The organism is Clostridium sp. DL-VIII (genome assembly GCF_000230835.1).
In the GTDB taxonomy this organism is placed as follows: domain Bacteria; phylum Bacillota; class Clostridia; order Clostridiales; family Clostridiaceae; genus Clostridium.
Window position 1 is genome coordinate 4,170,047 of sequence record NZ_CM001240.1, and the last position, 14,239, is coordinate 4,184,285.

Consider the following 14,239-nt stretch of genomic DNA (forward strand, 5'->3'; position numbering starts at 1 on the left):
ATAATATACTTTTGATAAAATTTAACTTTTAAGGTGGTCAAAATAATGAAAAGATTTATAGCCTCTTCTTCCATTTTTTTATTCTTATTATTTACTGCAAGTACAATTACAGCAGTAGCTCAACCTAAAATATATTCACAAGGCTTTTATTCATTGAAAGATCTTGGCTTATTAGAAAATGTTTCTTATAATGTTCAAAATAATGAGCCTTATGTTAAGGGACTAGTAATTATTATTGATACTAATCAAGATATACAACAAGTTATAAAAATTCAACCTAACTCCAGTAAAAATCCTTTAATCCCACTAAAAAATGACTATAAATTTATAATTTCTGGCAACGTCAAATTAACCTTTTCTTAAAAGGCACTTTTTAGTGTCTTTTTGTTTATTTTACTTCAAATATTCTGAATATTCAAAGCTAGTAATAAACTTAATTTTTTTTATTCCTGACTTTTTTACTAACTATTTATTCTTATTATACTCCGAATAAATCAAAAACTTCAGCGTCGGCTATAACACGATCACTCTTCTTATCTGCATTTTTCAGCATACTTTGCATTTTATCTTCCATCGACTTTTTAAGAAGGTCCTGAAAATCAATAGCACGCAGCTTAAAAAATAATACAGGATCTTCATCTAATTTTGAACCAACTCCATATAGTACTGCTGCAATATGTTTGCACATTCTTGCTGAATCAGGACATGTACATTTAAAATGAATTTCTTTTGGACTTGGAAATATTCCATTTCTTGAATTACTAAACATTTCATCAAATTCTTTAGGAAAACTCCCCAAAAGAAGTGTTTCTAAAGTATCTATTTTTCTATTACAAAGCTGTTTAACTTTTTCCCAATTCTTTTTATCTAACTTATCAATAGAAATTGTAACATTATAAGGCTTTGAACTGCTTCCTTGAACTATTGCTTCTACTTTTCCTTCTGAAATCTTTAAATCAAGCACTGCACCACTTTTTACATAAGTTTTTCCTCTGCTTATTCTATTTTTAAAATCTGCATAATTCTCTAAATTCTTATTCCAGGCTTTTCCCCACCATTTTGATGCTATCTGATTTCCACTTATAATTATAGGTGATATATGAGGATTTGTTTTTCTAAGTTTTTCAAGACTTTTTTGATTCTTTTTAGCTTTATCTGCTGCTGATTCTGGCTTATACCAACCGTAATATCCCATTTATTTATCACCACCTAACTTAAATAATTCCATAAGTTCCTTATTATCAAGCTCTGTAATCCAACTTTCACCTGATGAAGCTATTATATCTCCAGCTAATTTTTGTTTTTCTTCTATCATTAAGTCTATTTTTTCTTCAATGGTTCCTTTTGTTACAAACTTATGTACCATTACATTTTTAGTCTGCCCTATACGGAAAGCTCTATCTGTAGCCTGATTTTCAACAGCTGGATTCCACCATCTGTCAAAATGAATTACATGATTAGCACTTGTAAGATTTAAGCCAACTCCACCTGCTTTAAGCGAAAGTATCATATATGGAATGTACTCTTCTCCATTAAAGGCTTCAACCATTTCACTTCTTTTCTTAACGGAAGTGCCTCCATGAAGTACTAAGCCTTTTCTATTAAAAATACTTTCAAGGAATGCTGATATTGGCTCTGTCATTTCCTTAAATTGAGTAAACACAAGCACTTTTTCTCTCTTTTCATATATATTTTCACAGATGTCTTTAAGCTGCTCAAATTTTCCACTATTATCTAGCTTATATTCTTCAAGTCCTAAATATTGATCTGGATGATTACATATTTGTTTGAATTTTATGATATTTCCAAGTACAAGGCCTTTTCTTTCAATTCCTTCTGAATTATTTAATTTTGCTTCCAGCTCTTTTACAAGTTTATTATATAACACGATCTGCTTTTTACTTAAAGATGCATACTCTTTTATTTCTATTTTTTCTGGAAGATCTGCTATAACACTTTTATCTGTCTTTAATCTTCTTAATATAAATGGATTTATAATATTCTTAAGTTTTGCATAGTTACTATTATTTTCTCTTAAGGTCTTTGTAAAGTTTGTAAATTCTTTAACAGTACCCAAAAGCCCAGCATCTAAAAAATCAAATAATGACCAAAGATCAGAAAGTCTGTTTTCTATAGGCGTACCTGTCATTGCTATTTTTGTTTTAGCTTTAATTTGCTTTATGGTCTTAGTTTGCTTTGTTCCTGGATTTTTTATAGCCTGTGCTTCATCTAAGATCAATATATCCCAAGTAATCTCTCTTATTTCTTCTAAACGACTTGCCATACCATAAGTAGTTATATATAAAAATGGGCTATCTTCTTCACCTAACTCTATAGATGTTTCTTTTCCATGAAGGACAGCTATTTTCATTTCAGGCGCAAACTTCTCTATTTCTTTCTGCCAGTTGCCTATTAATGAAGCTGGAATAATGAGAAGTGCTTTTCCCCCACTTTCAACTCTGATTTTCTCGAGAAAAGCAATAATCTGTACAGTTTTACCAAGTCCCATATCATCAGCTAAACATGCTCCAAAACCTAATTTTTGCATATAAGTAAGCCAGGAAAATCCTGTTTTTTGATATGGTCTTAAGGAAGCTTTAAAACTTGTACTTGGAGTATTTTCTTTTAAAATATCTGGATTTTTCATAGTATCACGTATCTTCTTAAGCCAAGTTCCATTTGATACTTCTAGATCCACAGAAGTTTCATTTATTCCAAGTTTTTCTCCTGCATTAAGCTCCATACGCATGGCCTCTGCAATAGTTAATCCATCAGCTTTAGCTAAGGTGTCAGCCTTTTCATATGCCTCTAATACTTCTTTTAATTTATCTTTATCTATTTCTATCCATTTCCCTTTAATTAAGGCTAACCCTTCTGCTTCTAAAAGTAATTTTTTAAGCTCTTCCTTAGATATCTTTTCATCTCCAAAGAATATTTCTGGTTCAAAGGATAATAATGCATCCATTCCAACCTTTGCTGGTTCTTTTTCACCAATTGAAACTGAAATCCTTAGGAAATTATTTTTCTTTCTCCACCAGTTTGGTATTCTGCACATTATTCCTGCTTCCTCATAAATAGGAATCTCTTTCAAAAGGCTATATGCATCATCTTTTGTAAATTTAAGTGGTGAAAATAATTCTCCGCTTTCCATGAGACTTGATATGAAATCACTTTTGTCTGCTGCCTTACTTATTGTTCCCATGAGCTTAAGAAGTTTCTCTTTATCTTCTTTATATTCTAATAAGGCATTTTTCAAAGGCATATGTTTAGCTTTACGTCTTCCTGCTTCTTTATTTTCTGTTGAATATGTAGCCAAAAATGCAAATGGATAATGGTCCTCCTTGTTTTCAACTAAGTGAAAAAATACCCTTCCAGCAACATTTATATTTGTATTTCTTTCTATTAGATATTCCTGTACAGTACCTTTAAATTTAGCAATTTCTCTTCTGAATATATCTGCTGTTTCATTCCACACCTGCGAAATCCATTCATCATTTATAAATTCCATTCCTATTGAAAAAGGTACTCTATTCTTAATTTCTTCAATTTCTTCATATTCCAAAAATAATTCAGTATCCTCACGAGTTATCTCTATATCAGGCTTTCTTGAAATCTCTTTTATTAATTTATTTACTATAAAGTATAAAAAACTTATAGTTTCTGACATCCATTCTTCTTCATTCGTAAAACCAAGGTTCCATAATGCCTTATATTTATCTTCTATAAATTTTGTATACCACACTTCCTGATTCTTTATATTATCTTCTGATAATTTTTTCTTAGGAGCTATCTCGTAATCTATTTTAAAACCTGCCTCTGTAAAAATTGCTATTAGTTCTTTAAGACTCTTATCCAAAAAATGTCCTCCTAATATTCTTTATATTTTGAATTATAACCAAATTACAACAAAGTATCCCCATGTAATTCCATCTTATATTTTGCCATAAAAGCTCTTTTTATAATGTATATGGCCATTTTTCTAATTGATATTATAACATAAATTGCACACGTCTCATTCTTGAATTTTTAAAAATCATTTTTTATAGAATTTCTCATTTCAAAAAGCATTTGGAACTTCATTATAAACATCGCCTTTTAATATTAATTTATTAATCGGAATTTGTATTCCGTTGTCAATATTCAAATTTTGAAGTAAAATTAAAAAAGAAAGGTGGTTATCTGAATGATAAATAAAGAGTACGCTGTAAACAAAACAGACAATATTCCACAGCCTAATGACAATAATTCAAAATCCTTACGAGCGGATGCAAAACAAAATAGAGAGCAGATACTTGATGCGGCATATAAGATTTTTTCTGAAAAAGGGACGTCAATTCCTATAAGTGAAATTGCTCGTCAGGCTGGTGTAGGCATCGGTACAGTATACCGCCATTTTCCGAACAAAGAAGCACTGTTTGAGGCAGTCAATATTAGTTATAAACAGCAACTTACACAAAGAGCTAAGTCTCTTATTAATAATATTGATCCAGGTGAAGCTTTTTTTAATTTCTTTATACATATCATAGAAGATGGATTTACTAACAAGGCCTTAAAAGATGCTTTAAATACCAGAATAACAGATTTTGATGTGTTGCAGGATTTTCAGTCAACATTTTCCACTCTTCTCACCAAGGCTCAGAAAGCCAAGGCTGTACGTGAAGATATAGATATAAAAGATTTAATCACCCTCATAATGAGTCTTTTGTTAGCTATAGATCAGCGTAAAGGTGATTTAGATACAGAACAGTTCAATAAATTACTTTCCATTGTTAGCGATGGACTTCGTTATAAAGATACCAATGATAAGTCAAAGTAAATATAGCTGTTATTAAATCTCAACATATTATAATTTAAATTTGTCACTGTTCTGACACATTAGCCAATTATAATAAAGTTACAAAGTTGATAATAATTCTTTTCATAAATATTTACCCCATTAAATAAATATAATAATAAAGAGTAACACTCATTTCCCCTTTTGATGTGTTACTCTTTATTATATTTTACTTTAATGTTTATATATCATAACTATTCCGGTCATATCTTCCAATAATATCTTTTCATCTATGAGACTATTACTGTCTTCATTCTTGCAAAAGTTACAGCACCTCTAATACTTCCCATTGAGTAAGTTTTTATTCTACTATAATATTGATTTCCTGCTTCTATAGCTCTTTTCTTTAATTCAGCATCATTAGGAGCTTTACTTAATTCTAAAAGAAGCTGATAATATATCTTTTTATATGGACAATTATTATATTATTTGTTATTCTGAATGTGAAAATTTTTCTAAATTCTATAGAACATTACAGTAGAAGGAAGGTTGTCTTGTAATGAAAAAAACTTCTATATTAACTTTAATTATAATTTTAATAGTTGTTGCTTCAGTAGCTTGCGGATTGAAGTTCTTTTTTCAAAATAATCATGTAGCAGAATCGAAATCATCTGGTTCTATGTACGAGAGCAATGATACCAAAAGTCTAAAACCAAGACAAATCATACTTATTCGTCATGGAGAAAAAGAAAATTCAGATGGTTCAGTACAGGATGTTGATCTTTCTTCTAACGGATATAAAAGAGCAAATGAGCTTTCTGATTTCTTCAAGAATCATCTTCCTGATAATATTAGTAAACCGGATGCTATCATAGCTATGAAGCAAAAGAATAATAAACATAGTAACAGACCAATTGAAACAGTTACTCCACTGTCAAAAGCACTTAATATACCAATAATAGCAAACTCCAAACAGTCAGATATCAATCAAGCTGTTAACGACATTAACAAATTTGGTGAAGATAAAGTAGTGCTTGTGTGTTGGGAGCATAAATCCCTTACTAAGATAGCTAAATTACTAGGAGCACCTGTAAATAGCTGGGGATATAATCCTCAAGCAAAAAAAGATGATGATAAAAATTATGATGCAATTTGGGTAATAACTAAAATAAGTGCTACAAAAGCTGAATTAGAAGTATACAAAGAATTTTCAGTTCTTGACAATGGACAAATATCATATGATGGGGTGTCAAATTTACCATTGTTTAAACAAGATTTTTAATTAACATAGTACTTCTTATTGTCATAAGCTAGTTTAATTTCTATTTCTATATTATAAATCCCTTTTAGAAAAGCATGCTTTATTGGATACTATATTCCCAAAATTTAATATATTATGGAAATTTATTTATAATAATGTTAAAATATTATATATTGTCATTTTATATTGGAATTTAGGGGTAATATGGAGGGGTAAATATGAAAAAATCAAAAATAACAAAATTGTTAGCTGGTACATTATTGATGGTATCAGTCCTAGCATTAAATCCAATAGCCGCAAGTGCAGAGTGGAAACAGGATAACAATGGCTGGTGGTATACTGAAGGGAATTCATGGGCTAGAGGCTGGAGAGCAATCGATGGAAGTTTATATTACTTTAAGGCAAACGGATATATGGTAAATAATGCTGGTAATATGTTTTTTGACCAAGAAGATGGATTAAACAGTAGTGGTCAATTTGCAAATGTAACAATAAGTGGTGACTGGGCTTTTTGCAGATCAACAGGTAAAATAGTGGCATATTTAGGCTCTCAAAGCATTATAAATATTCCAGACAAGATCGATAATATTACAGTAACAGGTATAGGGGCTTTTGCATTTGCCTCTACTAAAACAGCAAATGTAACAATTCCTAGTACAGTAACAACTATAGGAGCAGGTGCATTTGCTGGTTGTACACTTTTAACAAACATAACAATACCAAACGGTGTAAGAACCATTTCTGACCATGCATTTGCAGATTGCAGAAGCTTAACTAATATAACAATACCAAGCAGCGTATCAAAAATGGGTAATGATATCTTTCTTGATTGCTTAAGTTTAACAGATGCAACAATACAAAATGGGCTAACTTTGTTAAGTTCTGGTACATTTTCTAATTGTATTAAATTAACAAATATAGCACTTCCAAATAGTATAACAGCCATAGGGGAAAGTACCTTTGAAAACTGTATAAGTTTAAAAAACATAACTATTCCAAGTGGTGTAACAACCATATATAATACAGCCTTTTCCCACTGCATTAATTTGACAAGCTTAACACTTCCTGAAGGTCTAACATCCATAGGAATGGGGGCATTCAAAGACTGTACTAGTTTAACTAGCATAACAATTCCAAATAGTGTTCAAACCATAAAAACTCATGAGAATGGTCCTTTGAATACTGTAATAGTAACTAATCTATTTGAAGGCTGCAGTAATGTTAAAGTTTATGTAAAGAGTGAAGCAACAAAACAGCTTTTAGTTGGTTGTGGGGTAAGCGCAAACCAGATCATTGTAGCATCTTAATAATATACAATAATTAAATAATTTTTCTAATTATAAAAATTTTAATCTCTACTTTTTAATATTTAATGCATTAAAATATCCCAGTAAGCATTTTCATGAGTTTTACTGGGATTTATGATTTACTTTGATGATTTTTATGTGTAGTACTGCATAAGTTTTTCAGCTCCTATTTGAGGATGAGTATAACGTCTTCGTTTTTGAGTCTTATCCTTATAATTAATTGCCTGCTTTGGACAATGTTGAATACATGCAAGACAACTTTCACATTGGTGATGAAATACAGGTTTGTTATCCTCCAAAGTTATATTTTTAGCAGGGCATACATTCTTGCATATGCCACATGAAGTACAGCTGCTATTTACGTTAAATCCTATATCTATTGTATTAATTTTAGTAATTTTATTAATATAAACATGATTGATAAATCTGTTACTAGAGCCTGTCTTCTTTATTATCTTATTTTCTATATCATTAACAATTGATACCATCTTTTCATTTGATTTTTCAGTAATCTTTTCAACATTTTTGCTCATATTGTAATGAGTTATAGCATTTCCAAACATTTTAATTCCAGCATTATAATTTAAATGAATTCCATTGTCCTTAAGTAAAGAACCTGTCATTGGAATTGCGTTGCCTGGCATTCCCCCATATGTAGCTATGGCAAAGTAATACGTAGATCCTTGCTCTTTGAAATTGGCTTTTCGTAAGAAATCTGCGACCATAACTGGCAAGCCCCAATAATATACCGGAAAAACAAAGCCTATACGTTCAAAATCCCCTTGTATTTCAGTTTCTACTCCTCTATTTATGGCTATAATTTTGCACTCTGGTAACTTCTTCGCTATCTCTTCAGTTACCTTTAGACTATTTCCTGTTCCAGTAAAAAAATAAATTCTATTCCCCATGATCTTTCCCCCAATCCTTGAAATATTTTTTCCATTAATGCATTAATTCTAATAATATGTGCAAAATCCTGTTTTTATTCCATAACAGTAGTTACTTTATAATATTTCAAGTCTAAAATATCCTGCATTGTATAATAGCAATATCTAAAAATTATTCACTATATAATCATGAAAAAGGACTGTAACTAGATTTTGTTTTTACACAAATCTGGCTACAGTCTAACTAAAAGCTTAATGGTCATTATCTGGATTGTAATTGAGATAATTTTATCTTTGGATGATGGTAGCGTTGCTTATTTTGAGTCTTATCTTTATAATTTATTGCCTTTTGGGGACACCAGTGAATACACGCAAGGCAACGTTCGCAGTTATGCTTAAACATTACTTTTTCATCTATAATCTCAATATTTTTTACTGGACAAACTGAAACACAAATACCACATTTTGTACAACTTTCTGAAATGCTATAATCTTTATCTGTAGACTTGTAATTTGCACTTGCCTTCTCATGTGTATTCTTAAAATAATTTGAAAGAATACCTGAACTGTCTTTTATTTTGCCTTCTTTTCTATTCTTAATGTCTTGAATGATCACAGCAAGTCGACTATCAGCTTTTGCAAGCTTTTTGTCTAGTTTATCATTGTTTATATCTACCATCAATATGTAGTTTGACAAAAAACGTAGCTTAGAACCATAATGCAAATATGCACCCTTTTCCTTAAGCAGATTGTTAACATTACTCAAACATGTTCCAATAGCCCCCCCACAAGTGACTATTGAAAAGAAATAAGCATTTTTATTAAAGTTGCAGCTTTTTATGAAGTCATATACTATATTGGGTAGTCCCCACGAATAAACAGGAAAAACAAATCCTATTACTTCACTACTGCAATTATAATTCATTCCAGCTTCTGGGATTGACACCACATCAGTGTCTCCTAAAGCATTAGCTATATCAAGAGCGGTCTTCAGACTATTTCCTGTTGCTGAAAAATAAAAAATTGTCTTATTCATATTCATATACCTCCTAAACAATTGAATAATAAAACTATAAATTTATTTTAATCTGACTTACTCCATGATATTTGCCTGTTCCAGGTTAATTCTTGCCTAATCCTCCAGAAATGTCTCCAACTCCAACCACCATAACAAAAATTGCAGGAGACTGTGGAGCCGGAGATTTTTTTACGCATCTGCCTTTCTTAAGCGCATGTGAGGAAAATATAGCTGGCTAATATGATTAAATCATTATTACTTTCCTATTTCTGAAGCAAACTGATGACATCTCTCTTTGGTGGATTTCCAAAAAATCGACTGTAATCTCTACTAAATTGCGAATCGCTCACGTATCCCACCATCCGACATGCAGTCGTCGCATCCATTGAACTAGATACCATCAGCCGCCTTGCTTCATGAAGCCGCAGAGCTTTTTGATATTGCAATGGACTCAATGATGTAACTAACTTAAAATATTCATAAAACGATGATTCGCTCATGTGCACCAGTTGAGATAAATCTGCAACTTTTATCTGCTGTGAGAAATTATCGCGGAGCCAGTCAATAGCTTTAGCAATTCGCTGCACACTAGAATTTTCAAAGCCAATTTCAGCAATGTTAGCACCGATGTTGCTGCGAAGGACCCTTAGCAAAATCTCATCTAATACAAGTGGAGCAAACAACTTAGTATCATCTGGATTTGCCAGGCACTCAATTAGTCTCTTAACTGCATTTATAATACCGAAATCAGCATCAGCTATATAACCCGCTCTGGGTTTGTCAATTGGAGGTAATCCCTGTGGATATGCTTTTAGAGTCAATTCTGCAATCCTTTCTGGATCTAATTCTAGCCCTACACTAAGGAATGGCTCAGAAGGGCTGGCCTGTGTAGTCTGAAATGCAACAGGAAGTGCAACGGGGAACATAAGCATACGTGACCTCCCCACCTTATAAATCTCCTTTCCGAGCGTAACGACCTTCTCCCCTTGTACAACAAGTAATAAAAAAGGTGACTGGAAGGTTTTTACTATGTCCGCCTCTGTTCGTGAATAACGGTTTACATGCAAACCTGGAATACGCTGATTAAAACTACCATCATATGGACTATGAGTATAGATCAAATGTGCTAGCCTAGATATCTCTTCTTCAAATTCCACCTCGCTATTACTGGATTTTCTGGCAATCGTATGTTCTTCTAGCATATTCATAATTTCAAAAACAACTCCTTTCTATATCTCGTTCTACGAATTGTAATTTATCTATATAAATCTAATTTCATATAAATTAAAGTATCCATTGGATTATTATTATATGACTCAATTTCATAAAACCCTAATTTCTTATATAAATGTATAGCTTCTTTTAAGAAAGGTAGCGTATCTAAAAGCATACTTTTATAACCAATTTCTTTTGCATCATCAATAATCTTTCCTATAAGCTTAATTGCAAGCTTACGTCCACGGAAGGCAGGTCTAACATATAATCTCTTTACCTCACAGTTTTCATCATCTATTTTTCTTAAACCAATACATCCAGCTACTTGATTTTTAACTTTTACTATATATAATCTACCATTTGGCAATCCATATTTATCTGTTAAATGTTCAATTTCAGAATCATAATTTTGCAGTTCTAAGTATTTTGCAACACTTGGATTATTTTTCACAAGCATTTCTGTATATTCAAAAAATAATTCTTTAATTTCTTTAGTATTGTCATAAGCAAGTTTAACTTCTATTTCCATATAATAAGCCCCTTTCAAATTTACTATTTATATACTTAAATCTCAAGTCGAATTTTTTTATTCTCTTATTGCAATTCCTTTTCAAACTCAAGTTCGATTAAATCTTCTCGCCATGAATTATTAGCCTTTTCTGATATCTTTATAAATCCTGCCTTAGTATACATACTAATTGCTTTATCTAAGTCACTTGTTGTATCTAAATAAACACTCTTAAATTTTTTCACTTTGGTAAAATTTAGCGCCTCTTGTAATAACTTCATTCCAAGACCAATCCCTCTGTAATGTGGATCAATCAAAAACCATCGAAGTTGAGCACGTTCTCTCTGACCTACTATACCAATACAGCCTATTATATTTCCATTATGCTTAGCACACCATAAACGGTCATTGTCTGAATTGTAATTAAGTAAAAATTTATGAAATGATTCAGCTACATATCCTTCAAAAGCAGTAGAATAACCATATTCTTCTCCATAAATCCATCCATGCATATATGTAATATATCCTATATCCCCAGACTGTACGTCTGTACTGATAGTAATATCCTCTAATTTAATATTAGCACCATCTGTTAAAATGGTTTCTATTGAGGTCATATTCTGAGCCAAACAATTCTTATCAATTTCTGTTAATGGTTTTATAATTTCAGCAATTTGTTCATCTGAACTATTATTTAATTCATCCATTTTTTCTTTTCCTTCTGATGTAAGGTATAAATACTGCGCCCGACCATCTTCAGCGGATTTTTCTTTTACCAATAAACCTACTTTATAAAACTTTTTCAATATTCTGCTTAAATATCCTGCATCCATACATAAAATATCTGACAACATTTTTGATGTACATTGATCAGTTTTTTCAATTTCATGTAAAACTCGTACTTCTGATAATGATAAATCACTTTCTAAAATATGCTGATCTAACAGCCCTAATACATTTGTATAATAGCGATTAAAACGTCTAATAATACTAATTCTATTTTTAAGATTTTTGTTCATATGAAAATGCCCTCCTACCATTTGTATTGAAATTCTACTCAAATTCACTGCTTAAGGAAATTATAATAATATTGGTTGCTTTTGTCAATTATATTAGTTGCTTTTGTCAAGTTATTTAGTGTTTAAAAGCTAGCCATTAAATTTTGTACTATAAAAAAGGCTCAACATCAAAATATGTTCTTGACAGCTTAAGCTGTCAAGAAATGGTTATTACATTCTAATAAAATTCTTCCTTTGTAGTAGTCTTTATTCCTTGTAAAATAGTGTCTGCGTTGAATTGCTTTAATTTTACCGTTTCTACCTTCAACAGCGGCATTGGTATATCTACAATGATGATAGTTAATTATTTCTTGTCTCCAGTTTTCAAAAGTAACCAAAGCACGTTCTACCTCAGGTATATTTAGTGAATGTCCTTTTTTACACCATTTATCAAATACATTTGTTGCCTGTATAACACTTGAACAACAGTCATACCACTCAATAAGTTCCTCTTTCCACTCATATACTGCTTTTAGGTCAGGTGATAATGACAACAACTGCTGGAGCATCTCAACCTCTTTTGATGTAAGATATTCATTCCGTTTTTCAAGTACTGATTTATTTCTTTTCAATACTGTCCGTGCCGCAGGAGTTAAATCACAACTTATGCGTTTTCTTACGCCTCTAAGAGCTTCCATAGCATAGCTATTAACATGAAACCTATCCGCAATACGTATAGCATCTGGGTATACTTCTTTTGCAAATGTGTGATAATATGGAGCCAAATCCATTACTATAGCAAAAGGTCGGAGCTCAAAAAGTTCTGGATTTACAGTCTTATGACTTCTAAGCTCTTCAAGTTTTCTTCCTGGAATTATTTCAAGTAATGTTCCGTTACGAAGGTCATGAATTCCAGTATTATAACTATGTCCTTTCCTTATAGCAAAATCATCCATTCCAAGTATAAGCTTGTTAGTGTTAGAACTTTCTAATATAACTTTTGCTTGCAATTGTGGAACAACATAGTCAATATAATTTTTATATATTCTTTCAACTGTAGAATATGGTATTTTCAATGTTCTAGCACAGTGAATAACCGTTGCTCCTGGTACTTTAGTTGCAATAAACTCTTGAAATTCATTAGTATAACGACTCTTTCCAGTCAGGAATGAATATTGCCATGAAAAAGAGGCATTACAATCCTTACAGGACATTCTTATTTTAGGAACCTTTAATATTACCTCGTTTTGAAATATAGGAAGATGCCTTACTCTTCTAATTCCAGATGAGCCTCGTCTTATTATTTTAAAACTCTTACAGCACGGACAAGGTTGAGTATATTCTGTAGGTTGGATTTCAATACAAATTCTATCTTCAAAACCATAGATAAAATTGATAACATTTATTCCTTGTAAATTTAATATATTAGTGATATCCTGTAATTGCATTTAAACTCCTTCAATTCTATTGGATTAGTCACTTATAGAATACAGGAATTTGAATGCATTTTTCATTTAATTTTATAATTATTTTATGTCAAGCACAGTTTTTAGTGTTGAGCCATAAAAAATATATAAATTTAACTACAAATAAATCAAAAGTTCAAAATATTAAAAAGCAAAAAGAGCGGTTTATGGCCGCTCCCTGCTTATCGTATACTTTATGCTCTATTTCTAGCATCTCAACTGCCTACCACGAAGCAAGCGGTTCCGCTATGTTTATTTTCCTTAATCAATTTTCTCGTTATCCTTGTTTAGTACTAGGAGATTCTTGAGGATTCCAATAATCCCTAAAGAGTTGGATTCGTCCATTCTTTGTGTGACAGACCTCAATATATCGCCTTTCATAAGCATTTCCAGTTGCTCTCATGATTCCGTGACCTGTCATTTCTACTACAACACAGTTTGGATTAATCATTCGATGTATCTCAACATCTGTAAAATTTGTGATTGTGACGTTTTCCATAATTGCCTGGCAGTACTTAATTATATTGTTCTTTCCCTCTACCTTCTGTGGTCGTCCAGGTGGAGCAAACGGAAATTCCATAACTGCATCTTCAGCCATTAGTTCAATCAAAGATTGAGGATTCCCATCTTTGTACATTTGAAGCATTTGTTCAAAAACTTCAGCGGCTCCCATAAAATCATGTTGCTCATCCAATGGCTGGCCATCCATTGATTTAGTATTTTTCATATCAGACATGTATTTTCCCTTCTTTATAATTTATTTAAGCTACAGGAACGATGCCTTAGATAAACAGAACCATCATTC

13 protein-coding genes are annotated in these 14,239 nt (G+C 31.5%); 4 read left to right on the plus strand and 9 right to left on the minus strand.

The window, feature by feature from the left end:
* The first annotated feature begins 45 nt into the window (after nucleotides 1–45).
* Nucleotides 46–363, plus strand: coding sequence for a hypothetical protein (locus CDLVIII_RS19225; protein ID WP_009171137.1), 318 nt, complete (start codon nucleotides 46–48; stop codon nucleotides 361–363).
* 115 nt (nucleotides 364–478) lie between these two features.
* Here the strand turns inward: CDLVIII_RS19225 and CDLVIII_RS19230 are convergent, their stop codons facing one another.
* Both CDLVIII_RS19230 and CDLVIII_RS19235 read right to left on the minus strand, forming a co-directional pair.
* Nucleotides 479–1,195, minus strand: coding sequence for an SWIM zinc finger family protein (locus tag CDLVIII_RS19230; protein ID WP_009171138.1), 717 nt, complete (start codon nucleotides 1,193–1,195; stop codon nucleotides 479–481).
* Nucleotides 1,196–3,856 carry a DEAD/DEAH box helicase gene (locus tag CDLVIII_RS19235; RefSeq protein WP_009171139.1) on the minus strand — a complete coding sequence of 887 codons (2,661 nt, stop codon included), beginning with the start codon at nucleotides 3,854–3,856 and terminating at the stop codon, nucleotides 1,196–1,198. It lies immediately after the preceding gene.
* A 327-nt stretch (nucleotides 3,857–4,183) separates the two neighbouring features.
* Between CDLVIII_RS19235 and CDLVIII_RS19240 the strand changes: the two genes are divergently transcribed.
* From CDLVIII_RS19240 to CDLVIII_RS19250, 3 genes are all read left to right on the plus strand, one after another.
* Nucleotides 4,184–4,816: a TetR/AcrR family transcriptional regulator gene (locus CDLVIII_RS19240; RefSeq protein WP_009171140.1), complete on the plus strand. Its 633-nt coding sequence runs from the start codon at nucleotides 4,184–4,186 to the stop codon at nucleotides 4,814–4,816.
* 517 nt (nucleotides 4,817–5,333) lie between these two features.
* Nucleotides 5,334–6,056, plus strand: coding sequence for a phosphoglycerate mutase family protein (locus CDLVIII_RS19245; protein ID WP_009171141.1), 723 nt, complete (start codon nucleotides 5,334–5,336; stop codon nucleotides 6,054–6,056).
* Nucleotides 6,057–6,253: 197 nt separating this feature from the next.
* A complete protein-coding gene (locus tag CDLVIII_RS19250) occupies nucleotides 6,254–7,342 on the plus strand; it encodes a leucine-rich repeat domain-containing protein (RefSeq protein WP_009171142.1) in 1,089 nt (362 codons plus the stop codon).
* 134 nt (nucleotides 7,343–7,476) lie between these two features.
* Here CDLVIII_RS19250 and CDLVIII_RS19255 read toward each other — a convergent pair whose 3' ends face one another.
* The 7 genes from CDLVIII_RS19255 to CDLVIII_RS19285 all read right to left on the minus strand — a co-directional run bounded on the left by CDLVIII_RS19255 (nucleotide 7,477) and on the right by CDLVIII_RS19285 (nucleotide 14,170).
* Nucleotides 7,477–8,250 carry an EFR1 family ferrodoxin gene (locus CDLVIII_RS19255; protein ID WP_009171143.1) on the minus strand — a complete coding sequence of 258 codons (774 nt, stop codon included), beginning with the start codon at nucleotides 8,248–8,250 and terminating at the stop codon, nucleotides 7,477–7,479.
* Nucleotides 8,251–8,491: 241 nt separating this feature from the next.
* Nucleotides 8,492–9,265: an EFR1 family ferrodoxin gene (locus CDLVIII_RS19260; protein WP_009171144.1), complete on the minus strand. Its 774-nt coding sequence runs from the start codon at nucleotides 9,263–9,265 to the stop codon at nucleotides 8,492–8,494.
* 245 nt (nucleotides 9,266–9,510) lie between these two features.
* Nucleotides 9,511–10,455, minus strand: coding sequence for an AraC family transcriptional regulator (locus CDLVIII_RS19265; RefSeq protein WP_009171145.1), 945 nt, complete (start codon nucleotides 10,453–10,455; stop codon nucleotides 9,511–9,513).
* A 47-nt stretch (nucleotides 10,456–10,502) separates the two neighbouring features.
* The gene (locus tag CDLVIII_RS19270) at nucleotides 10,503–10,991 is read right to left on the minus strand and encodes a GNAT family N-acetyltransferase (protein WP_009171146.1); all 489 of its coding nucleotides are present in this window, start codon (nucleotides 10,989–10,991) and stop codon (nucleotides 10,503–10,505) included.
* A gap of 65 nt (nucleotides 10,992–11,056) precedes the next feature.
* Nucleotides 11,057–11,989: a helix-turn-helix domain-containing GNAT family N-acetyltransferase gene (locus CDLVIII_RS19275; RefSeq protein ID WP_009171147.1), complete on the minus strand. Its 933-nt coding sequence runs from the start codon at nucleotides 11,987–11,989 to the stop codon at nucleotides 11,057–11,059.
* Between the two features lie 188 nt (nucleotides 11,990–12,177).
* Entirely contained in the window at nucleotides 12,178–13,416 is a 1,239-nt protein-coding gene (locus tag CDLVIII_RS19280) for an ISL3 family transposase (RefSeq protein ID WP_009167586.1), read from the minus strand.
* Between the two features lie 295 nt (nucleotides 13,417–13,711).
* Nucleotides 13,712–14,170 carry a nuclear transport factor 2 family protein gene (locus CDLVIII_RS19285; RefSeq protein WP_009171148.1) on the minus strand — a complete coding sequence of 153 codons (459 nt, stop codon included), beginning with the start codon at nucleotides 14,168–14,170 and terminating at the stop codon, nucleotides 13,712–13,714.
* Nucleotides 14,171–14,239 lie beyond the last annotated feature (69 nt).